Below are 17,611 nucleotides of genomic sequence, written 5' to 3'. Positions count from 1 at the left end.
AACTTTCGACAGTTGGAGAAATTGGCCCTATTAAAGGAAATTGGGGAGAAGAGTGACAAGGAGCAGTCTTTTTGTTATAATGATTGAGATTATAGCAAGGAGAAAACTATGACGGAATTCGTTGCTTCTCATCAAGAAGACAGTCATTTGTCACGTAAGGAACGCAGAGAGTTGGCCGCAAAACGTGCTTTTGCAGAACCAACGAACTTCGATCCAAATGACTACAAAACTAATCTTTGGCTACCGCTTTTTTTGAGCTTGTTGTTGAGCCTTTTGAGTGTTGCCAATCCCTTTTTGACTTTTTTGGCATCTAATCTTCAAAGTCAGAACCTCTATGCCGGTGTAGCCATGCAAGCAGGTCAAGTACCTTACAGTGATTTCTTTGGAACTAGTGGGATTCTGTTTTTTCTATTGACCTACTTGGGGAGCTTTTTTCAAACCAGCATCGGTTTGGCTCTTCTCCAATTTGTCTGTCTAATCATTGCGGGGATTTTTCTGCATAAGATTTTAGCCTATTTTGCGTGTTCAAGAGAGGTTGCGAATCAGTTACTTAGCTGGTTTTATCTGTTGATTGGAACCTTAAATATAGGGGGGATCACAGCTCCTTTGTATGCCCTACCTTTCATCTTGAGCTCGGTATGGTTCTTAGTGCGGTATTTTGAAAGGGCTGTAAAGGATGAGAGTTTTATAATATTTGGAATTGAAGCAGCCTTTGTTTTCTTGATTTATCCCAAGGCCGCTATCCTTTGGGTGGTGTCTCAATTGGTCATTTTGGTCTTTAATATCCGCCACCGTCAGCTTGCAAGAGGGATTTACCAAACCTTAGCTTCTATTTTTGGCTTCCTTTTGGTCCTCTACTCTGTCGGCTATTATACCTTTATTGAACAGATTTTAGGTTTAGCCGTTCAACAGACCTTCCTATTTAACTTTGACTTTAGCTTCCAGTTGCAGTCATCGCTCTATCTGGCTATCTTTTTGCTGGTTTCAGGGATTTTTAGAGGAATTTTCCAATCTCTTTTCCTCCCCAATCGTGCGTCAAATGCTTTTATTCGTGTTTTTGTCCTCTTGACCATGCTTTTGCAGACTGTTTTCATCGTCTGCAATGCCAATGGGGATTGGAGTCAGGCGACGGTTTTGGTACCCTATGGTCTCATTTTAATTGCCATGAGTCTCAAGGAAGAGGAGGAGAGAGAAGACTTTTCTTACCTCGGTTGGTCATTCTATCTGCCACTTCTAGTTGTTGGATTTTTCATCGGGCAGCCGGTTTACCAGTATATCACCCAGGACTTTGTCCGAGAAGAGCGTCAAGAGGTGGCGCAGTATATTCAGGAAAATACTAGCCAGAGCGACCTTATCTTTGCTTGGGATGATAGCGCCCTTTTGTATCTGGACGCCCAGCGATTTTCATCGGCAACAGTTATCACAGCCGAACCATACTTGGATACGGAGTTGAGCAAGTCAACTCTGGTCTATGATTTGAACCGGACCAATGCTAAGTATATCTTGGTCAACAAGGATATACCGGTTTTGGAGGAGGTCCAAACTACCTTGGATTCAGCCTATTCGGAGTTAGATTTGAATTTGACGCAGTTCCGTTTATATGAAAAAAATAATTGAAAATGATTGCTAATGCAGTCATTTTTTTGCAAGATAAGTCTATATATGGTATGTATAGATTATTTTTTGAAAAATTCATACAACATATTGATAAAGAACTTGTGAAATGTTACACTATAACCAGTGAGTAGTTTGGAGGTTTGTCAGATGAAAAGTGTAGAAACAATCTTACCAGTCGTCAACTTGCTGGTCTTGAAACGAGATGGTCGGACGGTGTCCTTTGATGAGCAAAAGATTTTTTCTGCTCTTTCACGGGCCAATCAGGAATTGGAACACCCTGTGTCAGAAGTAGGTTTACAGCTGGTTTTGAAGGCAAGCTTGCAAGAGATTGATCGTCGTTTTACAGATGACATTCAGATTTATGAAATTCAGACCATTGTAGAGCAGGAGTTGCTCAAGGCTCATTTGTATGAGCTGGCAGAGCGCTATATCCAGTACCGGACCCAGCGGGATTTTCGTCGTCATCAGGCGACGGATATTAACTTTGAAATCCACAAGTTGCTGAGCAAGGATCAGACTTTGGTCAATGAAAATGCCAACAAGGATGCGGATGTTTTCAATACCCAGCGGGATTTGACGGCAGGTGTCGTTGGTAAGTCTATCGGCCTCAAGCTCTTGCCTGCCCATGTGGCCAATGCTCACCAAAAAGGTGACATTCATTACCACGACTTAGATTACAGCCCTTATACACCTATGACAAACTGTTGTTTGATTGATTTCAAGGGCATGTTGGCTCAGGGCTTCAAGATTGGGAATGCGGATGTGGAAAGCCCAAAGTCAATTCAGACGGCTACGGCACAGATTTCGCAGATTATTGCCAATGTGGCATCTAGCCAGTACGGGGGCTGTTCGGCAGACCGTATTGATGAGGTGCTAGCTCCTTATGCTGAACTCAATTATCAGAAGCATTTGAAAGAAGCCAAAGACTGGGTCTTGCTAGACAAGCAGGAAGACTATGCCCGTGCCAAGACGCAAAAGGATATCTACGATGCTATGCAGTCCTTGGAGTATGAGATTAACACCCTCTTTACTTCCAATGGTCAAACGCCATTTACATCGCTAGGTTTTGGTCTGGGAACTTCCTGGTTTGAACGGGAAATTCAAAAGGCTATTCTCAACATTCGTATCAAGGGTCTGGGACGCGAAGGTCGGACGGCGATTTTTCCCAAGCTGATTTTCACAGTTAAGCGAGGCTTGAATTTGGAGCCGAATTCCCCTAACTACGACATCAAGCAGCTGGCGGTGGAATGTGCCACCAAGCGGATGTACCCAGATATGCTGTCTTATGATAAGATTGTTGAGTTGACAGGCTCCTTCAAGGTGCCAATGGGTTGCCGTTCTTTCCTCCAAGGTTGGCAGGATGAACACGGTCAGGATGTGACATCTGGGCGGATGAACTTGGGTGTTGTGACCGTCAATCTGCCACGGATTGCCCTTGAAAGTGGCGGCAGTCAGGAAAAATTTTGGGAAATCTTTGCAGAGCGGATGTCCATTGTCAAGGATGCCTTAGTTTACCGTGTGGAGCGGGTCAAGGAGGCGACCCCTGCCAATGCACCGATTTTGTATCAGTATGGGGCTTTTGGCAAGCGACTGGCCAAGACCGATGCGGTGGATGAGGTCTTTAAAAATCGCAGAGCGACCATTTCGTTGGGCTATATCGGACTTTATGAAGTGGCGGCAGTTTTCTACGGTGGTCACTGGGAGGACAATCCAGAAGCCAAGGAGTTCACGATTGCCATTATCAAACGAATGAAGGAATTGACAGAGGCTTGGTCGGATCAATATGGTTATCATTTCTCTGTTTATTCGACCCCGTCGGAAAGCCTGACGGATCGCTTCTGCCGCATGGATACAGAGAAGTTTGGTCTGGTTGAAAATATCACCGACAAGCAGTATTACACCAACTCCTTCCACTATGATGTGCGGAAAAATCCGACTCCCTTTGAAAAATTGGATTTTGAAAAGGTCTATGTGGAAGCGGGTGCCAGCGGTGGCTTTATCCACTACTGCGAATACCCTGTGCTACAACAAAATCCCAAGGCTTTGGAGGCTGTTTGGGACTATGCCTATGACCGCGTGGGTTATCTGGGGACCAATACCCCGATTGACCATTGCTATGCTTGTGATTTTGAGGGGGACTTCGAGCCGACGGAGCGTGGTTTCAAGTGTCCAAACTGTAGCAATAGCGATCCCAAAACAGTCGATGTGGTCAAGCGGACCTGTGGTTACCTAGGCAATCCGCAGGCCAGACCCATGGTCAAGGGTCGCCACAAGGAAATTATTTCCCGTGTCAAACACATGAATGGGTCTAGTTTATAAGGACATGAGGGCTTCCGTGGTTTTGAGGAACTACGGAAGTTTGTTATAATAGGGAGAAAAATGTAATAGCTCTGCTATGTTCAAAAAAGGAGAAAACAATGGGAAAATACCAACTAGACGATAAGGGCAAGGCCTTGGTGGCACGCTATCACGAGAAGAATTCCAATGTGAAGCAGGACAAGAAGGCGCGTGTGCAGGAATTGCTCAAGCAAGCCAAGAATAAGAAAAAATAGTATGAATTTTACAGATATCAGCATTCTCCATACCAATGATATGCATTCCTACATGGAGAATTTTCCAAAGAAAGCCCAGCTGATTGCGGATATTCGAGCTCGGAATGAAAAAGAGGGGGTTCCGACCTTTGTCTTTGACAGCGGGGATCTGTTTTCGGGCAATATCTTTTTCAATATGTACCGTGGAATCAAGGAAATCGAGTTGATGAATCGTATTGGTTGCCAGGCCATGACCTTGGGCAATCATGAATTTGACCACGGAGATGAACTGCTCAGTCGCTTGGATGACTTTGCGGGCTTTCCGATCGTATCCTCTAATCTCCGCTACCGTGACGAGGAGGCGGCTGATGAATTGGTGCCGCTGGAGGATGTTCTCGAGTTTGATATGAATGGGCAGTCCTTGTATGTCTTGGGTTTGACCACCTTAGAAACCCAGGAGGTTGCCTCGCCGTCAGACAAGGTACTTTTTGAAGATCCACGACAGGCATTGCGGCGATTGGTGGACCAGATTATGAAGGCCAATCCTCAGGCTCATCTGGTTTTACTCAGTCACATGGGCTACGATGAAGATCTTGCCTTGGCCAAGGAATTTCCAGAGGTCAATGTCATCTTGGGCGGACACACCCACACGATTTTGAGAGAACCAAGTCAGGTGGGCAGCGTCAGCATTTGCCAGGCTGGTCAATACGGTCGCTTTGTCGGTCATTTGTCCCTGCGGTGTTATGCAGACGGGCGACATGAGGTCTTGACCTATGACTTGGTTGAGGTGGAGCAACTGACTGAGGAAGACAGGGCGGTCAAGGCCATTATCGACCAGATGAAATCGGAACGGGACGCAGCTTTTTCCCAACCGATAGCGGTTCTGCCGCAGGCACTAGACGGGGAGCGGGATAGCATTCGTCAGGGCGTGTCCAATCTAGCTCCTGTCATTTGCCAGGCTCTCTTTGAGCGGGCTGGCCAGCTGGGCTTGCAGGCGGATGGAGCGGTCATCAACGGCTTCGGCATTCGGGCTTCCTTGTCAGCGGGTCCGATTTACTATTCGGACTTGGTCAAGGTCCTGCCCTTTTCTAAGCGTGTGCTCTTGGTTACTATCAGGGGCAGCGATTTGGTGGCTAGCCTCAAGACAGGTCTCCACCCTCAGATGTGGGGCATTGTCCAAAGCGGTGAGGATCTTTTGGTCAATGGCAGAGCTGTCGAGCCAGATAGGCTCTATCAGATTGTGACCAATTCTTTTGTCTGGAGTGGTAAGGACAACTATGATGATTTCCACAAGGCAGAAATTGTGCAGGATTTGGGACTGGATACGGACATCATCAGCGATTTTTTCAAAAGACAGTATGGAGTATAGTATGGAATTGCGACGACCGACACTAGCAGATAAGGAAACGATTTTGGATATGCTAGCGGAGTTTGAAGCGGCAGGCTCTGCTATGGACGGAGGCTTTCTCTCCAAAGATGTGGACTTTGAAGACTGGATTTTGAGAAACCAAGACTATGAGGCAGGCATCAACCTGCCAGACGGTTTTGTTCCTTCCATTCAATATGTATCATGTGACCAGACTGGTCGAGCCCTTGGTTTTCTCAGTCTACGCCTACGGCTCAACGATTTCCTGCTCAATAAAGGCGGTCACATCGGTTATTCCATTCGCCCGACCGAGCGAGAAAAGGGCTATGCCAAGGAACAACTTCGACTTGGTTTGCAGGAAGCCGCAACCAAAAATATTTCCAAAGTCCTCGTGACCTGCTCGACAGACAATGAGGCTAGTCGCAAAACGATTGTGGCTTGCGGCGGAAAGTTGGAAGATGTCCGTGAGGGTGTCGAGCGTTACTGGATCAGCTAAGAGAGAGGGAGGCAGCTATGGGGGAACAGACCTGGAACAATCCCAAGCCGGGCGAGTGGAAGAGTGAGGAACTCAGTCAGGGACGGATTATGGACTACAAGGCCTTTAATTTTGTGGACGGCGAAGGCGTGCGGTGCTCCCTCTATGTTAGCGGCTGCCTTTTTCACTGTCCAGGCTGTTACAATGTCGCCACCTGGTCCTTCAAGGCCGGCATTCCTTACACCAAGGAGCTGGAAGACCGCATCTTAGCAGACCTGGCCCAGCCCTATGTGCAGGGTCTGACCCTTTTGGGTGGAGAGCCTTTTCTCAATACAGGGACCGTCCTCCCCCTCGTCAAGCGGGTTCGGACGGAATTGCCAGACAAGGATATTTGGTCCTGGACAGGCTATACATGGGAAGAATTGATGCTGGAAACGCCAGACAAATTAGAACTGCTCAGCCAGTTGGACATTCTCGTAGATGGTCGCTATGACAACAGCAAACGCAATCTTATGTTGCAGTTCCGCGGCTCTTCCAACCAACGCATTATTGATGTGCAGAGGTCGCTCAAACAAGGACAGGTGGTTCTCTGGGAAAGGTTAGAGAAATGACAAAACTGAATTTTCTATTTTCGTCAACAGAAGATTTGATTGCTAAGCAGGCTCAATCTATCAAAGATTTGTTTGATAGAGAATATAGAGATGACTACGGAGAGTGGAATTTGAAGCAGCCCTATGGCTACGCGTCGCAAGACTATCATTTGTTAGCCTATCTAGGCGAGGACTTGGTGGGTCATATGGGCAGTCAGGTTCGTACTATTTCTGTAGGAGCTGAAGAGTGTCTTATTGCGGGAATCGGAGGAGTTTTAATAGCGCCAGAATTTCGTGGGAAAGGATTGGGGAGAGATATGATGTCCCGATTGTTAGAGGAAAATACGCAAACTTTAGCAGTTGATTTTTCTTATTTGGGTTGCCGAGAAGAAGTGGTCCCTTACTATGAGGCTTGTGGATTTTATCGAATCAATCGTATGGAGACTCATGTTGACCGGCTGACAGGCAAGGAGCAACAGCAGATTTCGGCGACTATTATGATTGCATCGGCTAAGAAAGACAAAAAAGATTTTCCAGAAGGAGATATTGACCTCAAGGGACGTTCTTGGTAAAGCTGTATATAAACATCATTCCTTTTTGGAGTGATGTTTTTTTGAACAAAAGAAGAACAAATAGACATTTTGACACGCAAAAAGCCTTGCAGGACAAGGCTTAGGAGATATATGAAAATCCTCCCTGTAGGGATCGAACCTACGACCCACGGATTAAGAGTCCGCTGCTCTGCCAGCTGAGCTAAGGAAGGGCAAAATAAAAATGCTGTATTGGTACCGGTTATTCATGAATTGTATTGATCCCGCACGCTAGAAGCAGGTGGGTGACGTGTTTCTGACTTAGTTGCTTCTGGGTGAACCAGCCTGCATACTGCCAAAAGATCTTTGTCTCCCTAGTAATACAAAAATAGTCGGTCAACACATAGGTATGAATTCGTATACCACAGCAGTTCTTATTTATGATTTAATATTACCATATTTTTTGAAAAAATCAAGAGGAAAACGGCAAAAAATGAAAACGTTATCAAATTTTGTTTTTCTGAAGAAAAGCACTACAATTTATGATACAGGACGATATTGTGTTCAGTTCATTTATTACCTATATTTCTCCCATTCCTTATTGATAAGCGTTGTAAAATCAGGAAGTCCCTGTGTTTCTCTTACTCACCTATTTGGTAAAGCATTTTTCCTGAATAGAAAATATTCATTAGACAGGTTACAGGAGTAGCACCAGTCCATAACCACCCCTGAAATACAGCTCGACTCCAGTTGTAGGTTTCCACAATTACTTCAAATTCACTATCTTGGTACTTTTTCTGGTATTCTTTCAGTCCAATACAAGTTCCTGAAAAATCCCCTGTAACAGTATCTTCGAATACGAAAAACTCGACATCCTCTTTATCAACCTGTTCAAACAGGATGGTTGCTTTATGAATCTGTTCAGTTTGATTATCGGTATAATAAAACAGAGAATCCATATGCAGTATTAGCTGATTATCCAGGTGTTCAATCTTCGTAATTCTTGCATCATGCATCGAATACGGAAAGCTCTCGCCAAAATTTCGTTCTATTTTCATTGGAATACCTCATTTTAAGATTTCTACAATCAGTTTGATGGTCTTTGGCCCATAATCAATAGAAACTAGTCCTACATTACACATTTTTCTTATGCTGTTTTAGTTGCTTGATTTTTTCTTGGGTCATGCCCAAGGCACGCTCGTATTTGCCGGTGTCGTTGGCGGTGAAGTAGTCCGCAGTCAGTAACTTATCGGGCAGGTATTGTTGGTCCACCCATTTTTCAGGATAGGCATGCGGATACTGGTAGCCAATGGCATTTCCCAGCTCCTTACTACCAGCATAATGACCGTCCCGCAGGTGATTTGGAATAGGCAGATGACCGTTCTTTCGCAAATCAGCCAGAGCCGCATCCATAGCCAGATAGGCAGAATTGGACTTGGGAGAAAGGGCCAAATCGACCACTACATTGGCAATCAAAATCCGTGCCTCTGGAAAGCCGATTTTCTGGGCAGTTTCAAGGGCGGTCACCGTATGAATCTGAGCCTCTGGATTGGCCAAGCCGATGTCTTCATAGGCAATGACCGTCAAACGACGAGCAAGACTAGGCAGATCTTCGGCCTCAATCAAACGAGCGGCGTAGTGGAGGCTGGCATTGACATCGCTACCCCTAATGGATTTTTGCAGAGCGGAGAGGATGTCGTAGTGGGCATCACCGTTCTTGTCCATGCTGATGTAGGACTTTTGCAGGCTATTTTCCACAGCGTCCAGATCAATGTGGCGACTACCGTCGTCACTTTTCTTGGTCGAAAGCACAGCCAGTTCTAGAGAATTGTAGGCAGCCCGAAGGTCGCCATTGGTCGCATTTGCCAGAAAGTCCAGAGCCTCAGGTTCAATGGTGACTGGGAAGTCAAAACCACGTTCACTGTCTGTTAAAGCCAGCTCCAAGGCCTGTCGGATATGGCTGGTTTTCAAGGGTTGTAATTCAAAAATCTGCACCCGACTGCGAATGGCGGGCAGGATTGAGAAGAATGGATTTTCCGTCGTTGCCCCAATCATGATGATATTGCCATTTTCCAAAAGAGGAAGTAGGAAGTCCTGTTTGCTCTTGTTAAGGCGGTGGATTTCATCGAGCAGGAGAACCAGACCGCCAGAAAACTTAGCCTCTTCAGCGATTTCCTGCAGGCGTTTTTGGTTGTCGGTCGTGGCATTAAAGGTCCGAAAGGCGTATTTGGTCGTGCCAGCAATGGCAGAAGCAATCGAGGTCTTGCCAATTCCCGGCGGACCGTAGAGAATCATGGACGACAGCATATTGGCATCAATCATGCGGCGGATAATCTTTCCAGAACCGACCAGGTGTTCCTGACCGATGACCTCATCAATGGATTTGGGCCGCATACGAAGGGCGAGATTGGCTGGCATAGGCTTCCTTTCGTTTCTTTTGTTAGCTGATTATGGTACACTTATTATAACACAAAATTAAAAGAGGACTGACATGGCAAAACATGGCTTTTTAGATGTGCTGGAAGCAGCACTGGACAAACATTTTACCTACGATTACGAGCTTAACTGGGACAAGAAAAATCATGCTGTTGAGTTGGCTTTTATCTTGGAAGCACAAAATGCGGCTGGGATTGAGACGGTGGACGATGACGGCAATGCTTCTGCGGAGGATATTTTCCTGGAGGAGTATGTCCTTTTCTACAACCAGGACAAGTCTCGCTTTGACGAAGAAGACTACCTGGTCGCTCTGCCATTTGACGCCAAGAAGGGCTTTTCAGCAGAGTTTCTGACCTACTTTGCAGACTTTCTTAAGGACACCGCAGACCAAGGTCTAGATGACCTCATGGACTTTTTGGTGGACCCAGAAGCCCAAGAATTTGCGATTGCTTGGGATAGCGAGGCTTTTGAAAAAGGCAGAGCAGACTTGGTGGAGGGGGAATTTTACCCATATCCGAGGTATTGAGATGGTTCATGAAATGTTACTGGCTCCAAAACCTTTTGCAATGATGAAGTCTGGTCAGAAGACTATTGAGCTACGACTTTATGACGAGAAGCGCAAGCATATACAAATTGGAGATCGCATCCGTTTTTATTGTACAGAAAATCAGACGCAAACGATCGAGGTGCAAGTATTAGATCTTCACATATTTGATAATTTTGCTCAGTTATACAAAGAACTAGATTTATTGTCTTGTGGGTATACGCAAAGCAGTATTAGAGGGGCGAAACCAGAAGATATGGAAGTTTACTATTCTCGAGAACAATTAGAACAATATGGTACAGTGGGTATAGAATTGAGGGTAATAGATTCTATTTGACCTTCCGTTTTCTCTCTTGCTTGACTGCAGGCGAAACTTTTGCTATTATAAAAATAGAAAAGGCGTTGAGTTCCAGCTCAACGCCTAGTAGGACCGCTAAACGGTGGTTCAGTTCGTTAGATTAAATAACCGTCAGAACTGTGTCAAAGTTTGCTGACGGTTATTTTTTATCTCGAATAGCTAAAATGATGACGATTATCAAGCTCAGCATTTCAACAAGTAGACTTGCGAATGTGAGCATGACAATCAATCCATCAGCTACGGACAAAAGCATTCCTCCTTTCTAGCAGATTTGCTGTCCACTTTCATGGGCATCACCTCCGTTCAGAAACTTGGAACCACCGTTTCAAACTTTCCTACACATGTTTATTCGTAGTGCGATTAGAACATTTTCGAAAAAGTATTATTAGGGTTCCATTGCGTAACATTAACTTGTAAAATAGGCTAGAAATCGGTACAATAATTTTAAATAAAATTGTATACAATTTGTAATAATGGATGAGAAAATACTTTGGAGGGGAAATGTACATTACTTATATTGTTGGAAACGGATTGGATATACAATATGGTCTAAAAACAAAGTATAAAAACTTTTATGAATTTCAAAATGAAATTTATCAAAATAAGAAAGAGAAAAATGACTATTCAAACTTTATATATGAAGCCCTTTTCAAGGACAGAGTGAATGATTATGAGAACTGGTCAGACTTTGAGTTATCGATTGGAAAAATGACTAGGGATAATGAAGAGATTACTAAGTCCAATGATGCAAAAGAAAAGTTTATTAATGATTTATCTGATGTAATTGATGATTTACGATTTTATTTAAGTGATGTTCAAAAGTCATTTGAATATGAACAAAAAATTATTGATTTTGGAGAGACATTCAACCGCTTAATTAGTGATTTACCCAACCTAAATCAGCCACTAATTACGAAACTTTTCGATGAAAATAGGTTTGAACATGACATTGTTAATTTAATGACATTAAATTATACTAATGTATTAGATAAATTATTTGAGAAGTCGAAGGATACACATAAGAACAACTATCGGTCTAGTTCAAGTTCAACGTATAATTTTATTGTGAGAAAACCGATTCACTGCCATGGAAGTTTAGAATTGAACACAATCCTTGGTGTCAGTAATTCAGAACAGCTATCGGATGAATTTTCTGAGGAGCAGAAAGAATTTTTAATAAAAAATTTGAGTCTCTCAGGAGTTCGTGAAAATCTAGATATTAGAAACGAACAAATTATCAAAAATTCAGATATTCTCATTATTTACGGAGCATCATTGGGACAGACAGATAGCTATCTTTGGGAAAAAGTAGCAAAATGTTCATTAGAGCGTGGTGTTCCGATAATCATTTACCACTATGTTGAAAATTTTGATGCCGGAAATCCAATTCGAGTGAGACGTCTGTATACAACTTTTGAAGATAGGTTTGTTAACAATTGCGGAATTGACTCGGAATTAGAACAACAATTGAGAAAAAATATTATTACAGTTATTGGTAAAAGTATTTTTAAATTAGTTGATATAGAGGAGGAAAGGAAACAAACATGAACTCATGGCAAGAATTAACGATTCACGTGCATCGTGATGCAGAAGAGGCAGTTTCAAATCTGATGATTGAAACGGGGAGTCAGGGGGTGGCTATTAGCGACTCGGCTGACTATGTGGGACAGGAGGACCGTTTTGGTGAACTCTATCCCGAGGTGGAGCAGTCAGATATGATTGCGATTACGGCCTATTATCCTGATACTGTAGATATTGAGGAAGTTAAGGCAGACTTGGCGACTCGCATGGCGGATTTGACAGGCTTTGGCTTGGAGATTGGTCAGGTCAGTCTAGAAAGTCAGGAACTGGTAGAGGAAGACTGGGCGGACAACTGGAAGAAATACTATGAACCAGCCCGCATTACCCACGATTTGACCATTGTGCCGTCTTGGACGGACTACGAGGCGACAGCAGGTGAGAAAATTATCCGCTTGGATCCAGGCATGGCTTTCGGTACGGGTACCCACCCGACGACCAAGATGAGCCTCTTTGCTCTTTCTCAGGTCCTTCGTGGTGGCGAAACGGTGATTGACGTCGGTACAGGTTCAGGCGTCCTCTCCATTGCAAGTTCTCTCTTGGGTGCCAAGGAGATTTACGCCTATGACTTGGATGAGGTGGCGGTGCGTGTAGCTCAGGAAAACATTGACCTCAATGCCAATACTAGCAATATTCATGTCGCGGCAGGTGACTTGCTTCGTGGCGTTGATATTAAAGCAGAAGTTATCGTTGCCAACATCTTGGCGGACATTCTCATCCATCTGACCGAGGATGCCTACCGTCTGGTCAAGGAAGAGGGCTACCTGATTATGAGCGGTATCATCGCGGACAAGTGGGATATGGTGCGAGCATCTGCGGAGGCGGCTGGCTTCTTCCTTGAGACCCATATGATTCAAGGTGAGTGGAATTGCTGTATCTTCAAGAAGACGGCTGATCGCTCAGGTGTGATTGGAGGCTAGGATGCAGCAGTATTTTGTCAATGGCAGAGCACCGCAGGGCGTGTTCCAGATTAGCGATAAGGATACTGCCAAGCATATGTTTTCTGTCATGCGCTTGCAGGCAGATGACCAGATTTTCCTGGTCTTTGATGACGGGATCAAACGCTTGGCACGAGTAGTGGACAGCCAGAGCCAATCTGTTGAGATTATCGAAGAACTGGCAGACAATGTTGAATTGCCCGTTTCCGTGACCATTGCCATGGGCTTTCCCAAGGGAGACAAGCTCGAGTTTGTCGCCCAAAAGGCAACGGAATTAGGCATGGCAGCCCTCTGGGCCTTTCCAGCTGACTGGTCCGTGGTCAAATGGGATGGTAAAAAACTGGCAAAAAAAGCAGAAAAGTTGGAAAAAATTGCCCAAGGGGCAGCCGAGCAAAGCAAACGCAATCGCATTCCAGCTGTTCGATTATTTGAGAAAAAAGCGGATTTCCTAGCCCAACTAGCAGGATTTGACCAGATTATCCTAGCCTATGAAGAGGCTGCAAAAGAAGGCGAACAAGCCAACCTGGTGAAAATCTTATCTGGTTTAGAAGCTTGTCAATCAGTTTTAGTCATCGTCGGTCCAGAAGGTGGCGTGTCGCCTGAGGAAGTCGCTGCATTTGAAGGAGCAGGAGCGGTCAAAACAGGTCTTGGTCCTCGTATCTTACGAGCGGAGACGGCCCCACTCTACGCCCTTTCTGCAATTAGCTACGCGACGGAATTGTTGAGGTAGCCCATGTTTGCTTTGGGAACGATTATCAATACACTGACCATTGCCCTAGCAGGTTTGCTAGGGTCTTGGTTTGGACACTTACTGAAAGAACGCCATCAGTCTGGCTTAACCTTGGCTAGCGGTGTTGCCATTCTCTTTTTAGGGATTTCTGGAACGCTGACAGGTCTTTTAAGAGTGGAAAATGGTCAACTGGTTACCCAGAACACCTTGTTCTTTGTGCTCAGTCTGGCTTTTGGGACCTTTCTAGGCGAAGTCCTTCATATCGAAGGTTGGTTTGAGCGCTTGGGTATCTGGCTGCGTGAAAAGTCAGGAAACGGTCAGGACTCTCAGTTTTTGGATGCTTTTTTGACCGCCTCCCTGACTGTCTGTATCGGAGCCATGGCCATTATCGGCTCCATCCAAGACGGCTTGACGGGGGATTATAGCCTCCTCGCCATTAAGAGCATTCTGGACTTTATCATCATATTTATCATGACAGCAAGTCTGGGTAAGGGGGCTGGCTTTTCAGCAGTACCGGTTTTTATTTTTCAAGGATCGGTCACTCTTTTGGCGCGCTTGATTGAGCCTCTGTTGACGGATCAGGCCCTTGCCAATCTCTCCTTTATCGGCTCCGCCCTCATCTTCTGTGTCGGTGTCAATATCATTTGGGACAAAAAGATTCGCGTGGCCAATATGCTGCCGGCTATTCTCATCGCGGTGATTTGGAGCTATTTTGCATAAGAAAAACCAGGATTTCCCTGGTTTTTACTATTTTCGCTCAAATTGCAAGAGGCTGACCTGCCCCAAGCCCTTCCAGACCTCCTCGATTTGCCCACTCTGTTGGAAACCATTTTTCAGTAGCACCTTCTGAGAGGCTCTGTTTTCTGGCAGGACAAAGGCAAGGATTGCTTTTATCTGACATTCTTCCATTAGGAAATGGCAGAGCAGGCTGACTGCCTGACTAGCTAGACCCTGATTCCAGAAGGCATGATGAATCCGATAGCCAATGGTTATCGATGCAGACCGTTTCTTGTAGTCGAAAACTTCCAAAACGCCAATCAATCTCCCTTGATGTTCCAAGCCCAAGAATAAGCATTTCTTCTTATTGAAATCCCTCTGGAAATGCCCGATGCGTTTTCGGAGGGTTTCTTTGTTTTGAGTGGAAGTGTTGGGTGTCATCTGAAAGTGAATGGGATTGGAATAGATTTCCCACAGGTCATCGAGGTCTGTTTCCTCGATTTTCCGAAGTTGGAAGGAGGTAGATTTTAGAGTAGGAAAGGTTTGAAACATGGTTTCCTCTTACATGCTTTTATTATTCTTTTTTCTTGCGGAAAGCACCGACAAGGCCCATCAAACTGATGCCAATCAGGCTAAACATAGAACTTGCCTCACCAGTTGCAGGGAGTGTTTTTTGCCCTGTTTGATTTGTTGAGGAGGAAGTGCTTGCCTTAGCTGTAGTAGCAAGTTTGTGTTTTGGTGCGGGTGCTGTTATTTTTTCAGCTGGAAGGGTAATGACCTGACCAGATGGCAGTGTGATTTGAACGCCAGTTTGACCAGTAGCTGAGTTAGTATTGGTATCTGTTTGGTTAGTTGGAGGTGTCACGATTTTTGGCTCAGTGTAGACAAACTTGAACTCACCAAAACCTTCGCTTGCAGTAGAAGCTTGGAGGTAAACCAGACCTTCTTGATTAGCCACTAAGTCTTTCGCACGATCGGCAGTCAAGAAGCGGAGGTCTAAACCTTTGATGCTATCGGTGAAGGTCCAATTATTATCTGCTGTTGGGTTGATAACCTTCTCAGAGATGATATAGTTGATGATAGCTTGGCGGTTTTCTAGGTTGAGCAAGTAGTTGACAGAGGCATCTTTGACACCTGGGAAGGTACCGCTAGCACGATAGTTGTTGGTCACAACGATAAACTCTTGCTCGTCTGTGACAGCCTGTCCATTGTACTGAAGGTTGCGGACACGGCTGGCTGTTTCATTGACCAATTTACCGCTACGGTCGTACTTGTTTGGCTGGGTGATGTCGTATTGATAGGTTACGCCGTCAATGACATCGAAGTTATAAGTCCGGTAGTCTGTATTGACCAGGTTTTGTGGTTCTGTGGAGCTTGGGTCTACTTGGTTGAACTGACCTGCTGACATTTCCAACCATTCTCTGAGTTGGGCACCGTTGACTTTCAAGATCGCGACAACGTTGTCATAGAGGTAAAGGTCTGCTACGTTCTTGATGGCGATTGGCCCAGCAGGAATGTCTGTATAGGCAGTTGCATCACCACGAGTACCAGCCTTGAAAGGCGCTGCTGCAGAAAGGATTGGCAGGCCTGCTTCAGGTGTTCCTGCTAGTTGCTGTTTAGCATACCAGATTTGGGCATTGTTGACGATTTGGACAGATGGGTCATCTTGCACCAAGGCAAAGAAGCTGTTGATTGGAGCTGTTGTTTCACCGACTTGCTGACGAACATAGTTGATAGTTTCAGTATGGGCTTCTTTAGCGAGGTCAATGATACGACTGTCCGCAACAGATGACTTGGTGTCAATCTTGCGGATGGCAGCCTTGCTAGAAGTTGTAGTCCATTTACCGTCGGTGTAGGTCAGGTTGAGGTCGATAACGCCGAGGTGGTCACCGTATTTACCTGCCATGGTCACAGGAGTACCGTTGATTTTACCATTTGTGTCATCCACGCCAGCATATTGAGCGTAGAAGCTTGGTTTTTCTGCAGTTCCTGGAAATTCTGCGTGGGAGTGACCTGTGATGACCGCATCAACTCCAGCTAGGCTGGCGATTTGGTAACCGACATTTTCCTCGCCGACTTCATACTGGTCATCACCGATACCTGAGTGAGAGAGGACTAGAACGATATCAGCTCCATTTTCACGAATAACAGGAACGATATCGCGAACTGCTTCAACCGCATCGCGAACGATGACCTTGCCTTCCAAATAGGCCTTGTCCCAGTTGAGGATTTGTGGCGGAACGATTCCTGTGATACCGACTTTCAGGCTGACAGCCTTGCCAGTCGTATCTGTGAAGGTCTTGTCAATGATGGTATAAGGCTGGTAGAGGAAGTCTTTGGTTGTAGGATGTAAAACGTTGGCATTGAGAAGGGGCATACCTGCAGTTGCAATGACCTTACGGAGATAGTCTAGACCGTAGTTGAATTCATGGTTGCCAAGGGTACCAGCATCGAAACCGAGCGTGTCCAAGGCAGCGTACATAGGGTGTTGCTCCCCTTCTTCGATTGGATCGATGATGGATTTGTAGTTTCCAAGCGGTGTTCCTTGAATGGTATCACCATTATCTACAAGCACAATGTTTGAATTTTCAGCTTTTGCCTCTTCGATTAGGACAGCAGTTTTTGCCAAACCGAGGGTTTCCACAGGCTTGTCTTGGTAATAGTCGTAGTTGACCAAGTTGGTGTGGAGGTCTGTTGTAGCTAGAATACGGACATCGACCGACTGGCCTTCAACTGGAGTGGTAGTTTCAGTAGCTACTGCGCGTGTTTCTGTTGCTGGAGTAGTGGTTTCGGCCACTGCTGCGGGTGCTTCGGCTACGGGACTAGTTGTTTCGCTACCGACTGGCGTGACGCTAGCTGGTGTGATGCTTTCGGTTGCTGTTTTAGTATTCGCTGGAATTTCTGTAACAGGGGTAGACTCAACCGTTGGTGGGGCAACTGTTTCAGAAGGAGCGGTTGTAGCTACGGAGCTAGTTGTTTCTATTGGGCTTGTTTCTGCATTTAAGATAGGGGTTTCTGTGCTGGTTTCTTCAGCAGAGACAAGAGCGGTGTTGCTGCTAGCCAGTAAAGCTAGGCTGAGGGCTAGGGCACACTTACTAAAACGAAATTTCATGAGAACCTCCATTTGATATAATCTCAAGAATATTATACCGATTGAAAACGAAATCATCAAGGTTTTTCTCGAATATTTAAGAAAATAGT

Annotated in this window: 18 protein-coding genes, 1 tRNA gene and 1 other RNA gene; 13 read left to right on the top strand and 7 right to left on the bottom strand. The window is 45.2% G+C overall.

Going from position 1 to position 17,611, the window contains the following annotated elements; genetic code table 11:
* Positions 1-108: 108 nt before the first annotated feature.
* The 7 genes from J5566_RS02415 to J5566_RS02390 all read left to right on the top strand — a co-directional run bounded on the left by J5566_RS02415 (position 109) and on the right by J5566_RS02390 (position 7,151).
* Complete coding sequence (locus tag J5566_RS02415; protein ID WP_208561916.1) at positions 109-1,617, top strand: quinol oxidase; 1,509 nt, start codon at positions 109-111, stop codon at positions 1,615-1,617.
* A 147-nt stretch (positions 1,618-1,764) separates the two neighbouring features.
* Positions 1,765-3,936 carry an anaerobic ribonucleoside-triphosphate reductase gene (gene nrdD / locus J5566_RS02410; RefSeq protein ID WP_208561915.1) on the top strand — a complete coding sequence of 724 codons (2,172 nt, stop codon included), beginning with the start codon at positions 1,765-1,767 and terminating at the stop codon, positions 3,934-3,936.
* Between the two features lie 98 nt (positions 3,937-4,034).
* Positions 4,035-4,169, top strand: a complete 135-nt coding sequence (locus tag J5566_RS10660; protein ID WP_014638808.1) for a hypothetical protein — start codon at positions 4,035-4,037, stop codon at positions 4,167-4,169.
* A gap of 1 nt (position 4,170) precedes the next feature.
* Positions 4,171-5,517, top strand: a complete 1,347-nt coding sequence (locus J5566_RS02405; RefSeq protein ID WP_208561914.1) for a bifunctional metallophosphatase/5'-nucleotidase — start codon at positions 4,171-4,173, stop codon at positions 5,515-5,517.
* Position 5,518: 1 nt separating this feature from the next.
* Positions 5,519-6,010, top strand: coding sequence for a GNAT family N-acetyltransferase (locus J5566_RS02400; protein WP_208561913.1), 492 nt, complete (start codon positions 5,519-5,521; stop codon positions 6,008-6,010).
* A gap of 17 nt (positions 6,011-6,027) precedes the next feature.
* Positions 6,028-6,600, top strand: coding sequence for an anaerobic ribonucleoside-triphosphate reductase activating protein (gene nrdG / locus J5566_RS02395; RefSeq protein ID WP_208561912.1), 573 nt, complete (start codon positions 6,028-6,030; stop codon positions 6,598-6,600).
* Positions 6,597-7,151: a GNAT family N-acetyltransferase gene (locus J5566_RS02390; RefSeq protein WP_208561911.1), complete on the top strand. Its 555-nt coding sequence runs from the start codon at positions 6,597-6,599 to the stop codon at positions 7,149-7,151. The genes nrdG and J5566_RS02390 overlap by 4 nt, the downstream gene beginning before the upstream one ends.
* A gap of 118 nt (positions 7,152-7,269) precedes the next feature.
* On the opposite strand, the gene J5566_RS02385 is transcribed toward J5566_RS02390, so the two are convergent.
* The 4 genes from J5566_RS02385 to J5566_RS02370 all read right to left on the bottom strand — a co-directional run bounded on the left by J5566_RS02385 (position 7,270) and on the right by J5566_RS02370 (position 9,527).
* A tRNA-Lys gene (locus tag J5566_RS02385) sits at positions 7,270-7,342 on the bottom strand.
* A gap of 7 nt (positions 7,343-7,349) precedes the next feature.
* Positions 7,350-7,543, bottom strand: a non-coding RNA gene (ssrS, locus tag J5566_RS02380) — 6S RNA.
* A 207-nt stretch (positions 7,544-7,750) separates the two neighbouring features.
* Positions 7,751-8,167, bottom strand: coding sequence for a hypothetical protein (locus tag J5566_RS02375; RefSeq protein WP_105112442.1), 417 nt, complete (start codon positions 8,165-8,167; stop codon positions 7,751-7,753).
* A 76-nt stretch (positions 8,168-8,243) separates the two neighbouring features.
* Positions 8,244-9,527: a replication-associated recombination protein A gene (locus tag J5566_RS02370; protein WP_208561910.1), complete on the bottom strand. Its 1,284-nt coding sequence runs from the start codon at positions 9,525-9,527 to the stop codon at positions 8,244-8,246.
* 73 nt (positions 9,528-9,600) lie between these two features.
* Between J5566_RS02370 and J5566_RS02365 the strand changes: the two genes are divergently transcribed.
* Both J5566_RS02365 and J5566_RS02360 read left to right on the top strand, forming a co-directional pair.
* Positions 9,601-10,071: a DUF3013 family protein gene (locus tag J5566_RS02365; RefSeq protein ID WP_208561909.1), complete on the top strand. Its 471-nt coding sequence runs from the start codon at positions 9,601-9,603 to the stop codon at positions 10,069-10,071.
* Position 10,072: 1 nt separating this feature from the next.
* Entirely contained in the window at positions 10,073-10,426 is a 354-nt protein-coding gene (locus tag J5566_RS02360) for an ASCH domain-containing protein (protein WP_208561908.1), read from the top strand.
* Positions 10,427-10,586: 160 nt separating this feature from the next.
* Here the strand turns inward: J5566_RS02360 and J5566_RS10495 are convergent, their stop codons facing one another.
* On the bottom strand, positions 10,587-10,700 hold the full coding sequence (locus tag J5566_RS10495; protein ID WP_015647538.1) for a putative holin-like toxin: 114 nt from the start codon (positions 10,698-10,700) through the stop codon (positions 10,587-10,589).
* A gap of 248 nt (positions 10,701-10,948) precedes the next feature.
* On the opposite strand from J5566_RS10495, the gene J5566_RS02355 reads away from it, so the two are divergent.
* From J5566_RS02355 to J5566_RS02340, 4 genes are read left to right on the top strand one after another with little or no spacing between them, the layout of a single operon-like run.
* Positions 10,949-11,995, top strand: a complete 1,047-nt coding sequence (locus J5566_RS02355) for an AbiH family protein (protein WP_208561907.1) — start codon at positions 10,949-10,951, stop codon at positions 11,993-11,995.
* Positions 11,992-12,945, top strand: coding sequence for a 50S ribosomal protein L11 methyltransferase (gene prmA / locus J5566_RS02350; RefSeq protein ID WP_172079752.1), 954 nt, complete (start codon positions 11,992-11,994; stop codon positions 12,943-12,945). The genes J5566_RS02355 and prmA overlap by 4 nt, the downstream gene beginning before the upstream one ends.
* Before the next feature lies 1 nt (position 12,946).
* On the top strand, positions 12,947-13,693 hold the full coding sequence (locus J5566_RS02345) for a 16S rRNA (uracil(1498)-N(3))-methyltransferase (protein ID WP_208561906.1): 747 nt from the start codon (positions 12,947-12,949) through the stop codon (positions 13,691-13,693).
* 3 nt (positions 13,694-13,696) lie between these two features.
* Positions 13,697-14,413, top strand: coding sequence for a DUF554 domain-containing protein (locus J5566_RS02340; protein WP_208561905.1), 717 nt, complete (start codon positions 13,697-13,699; stop codon positions 14,411-14,413).
* Positions 14,414-14,440: 27 nt separating this feature from the next.
* Here J5566_RS02340 and J5566_RS02335 read toward each other — a convergent pair whose 3' ends face one another.
* Together J5566_RS02335 and J5566_RS02330 are read right to left on the bottom strand one after the other, a co-directional pair.
* Complete coding sequence (locus J5566_RS02335) at positions 14,441-14,962, bottom strand: GNAT family N-acetyltransferase (RefSeq protein WP_208561904.1); 522 nt, start codon at positions 14,960-14,962, stop codon at positions 14,441-14,443.
* A gap of 22 nt (positions 14,963-14,984) precedes the next feature.
* A complete protein-coding gene (locus J5566_RS02330) occupies positions 14,985-17,522 on the bottom strand; it encodes a bifunctional 2',3'-cyclic-nucleotide 2'-phosphodiesterase/3'-nucleotidase (protein WP_208561903.1) in 2,538 nt (845 codons plus the stop codon).
* Positions 17,523-17,611: the final 89 nt, after the last annotated feature.

The sequence above is a fragment of the Streptococcus suis genome (assembly GCF_017601095.1).
Taxonomy (GTDB): Bacteria; Bacillota; Bacilli; order Lactobacillales; family Streptococcaceae; genus Streptococcus; species Streptococcus suis_Z.
This window is presented reverse-complemented; position numbering and strand designations above follow the sequence as displayed.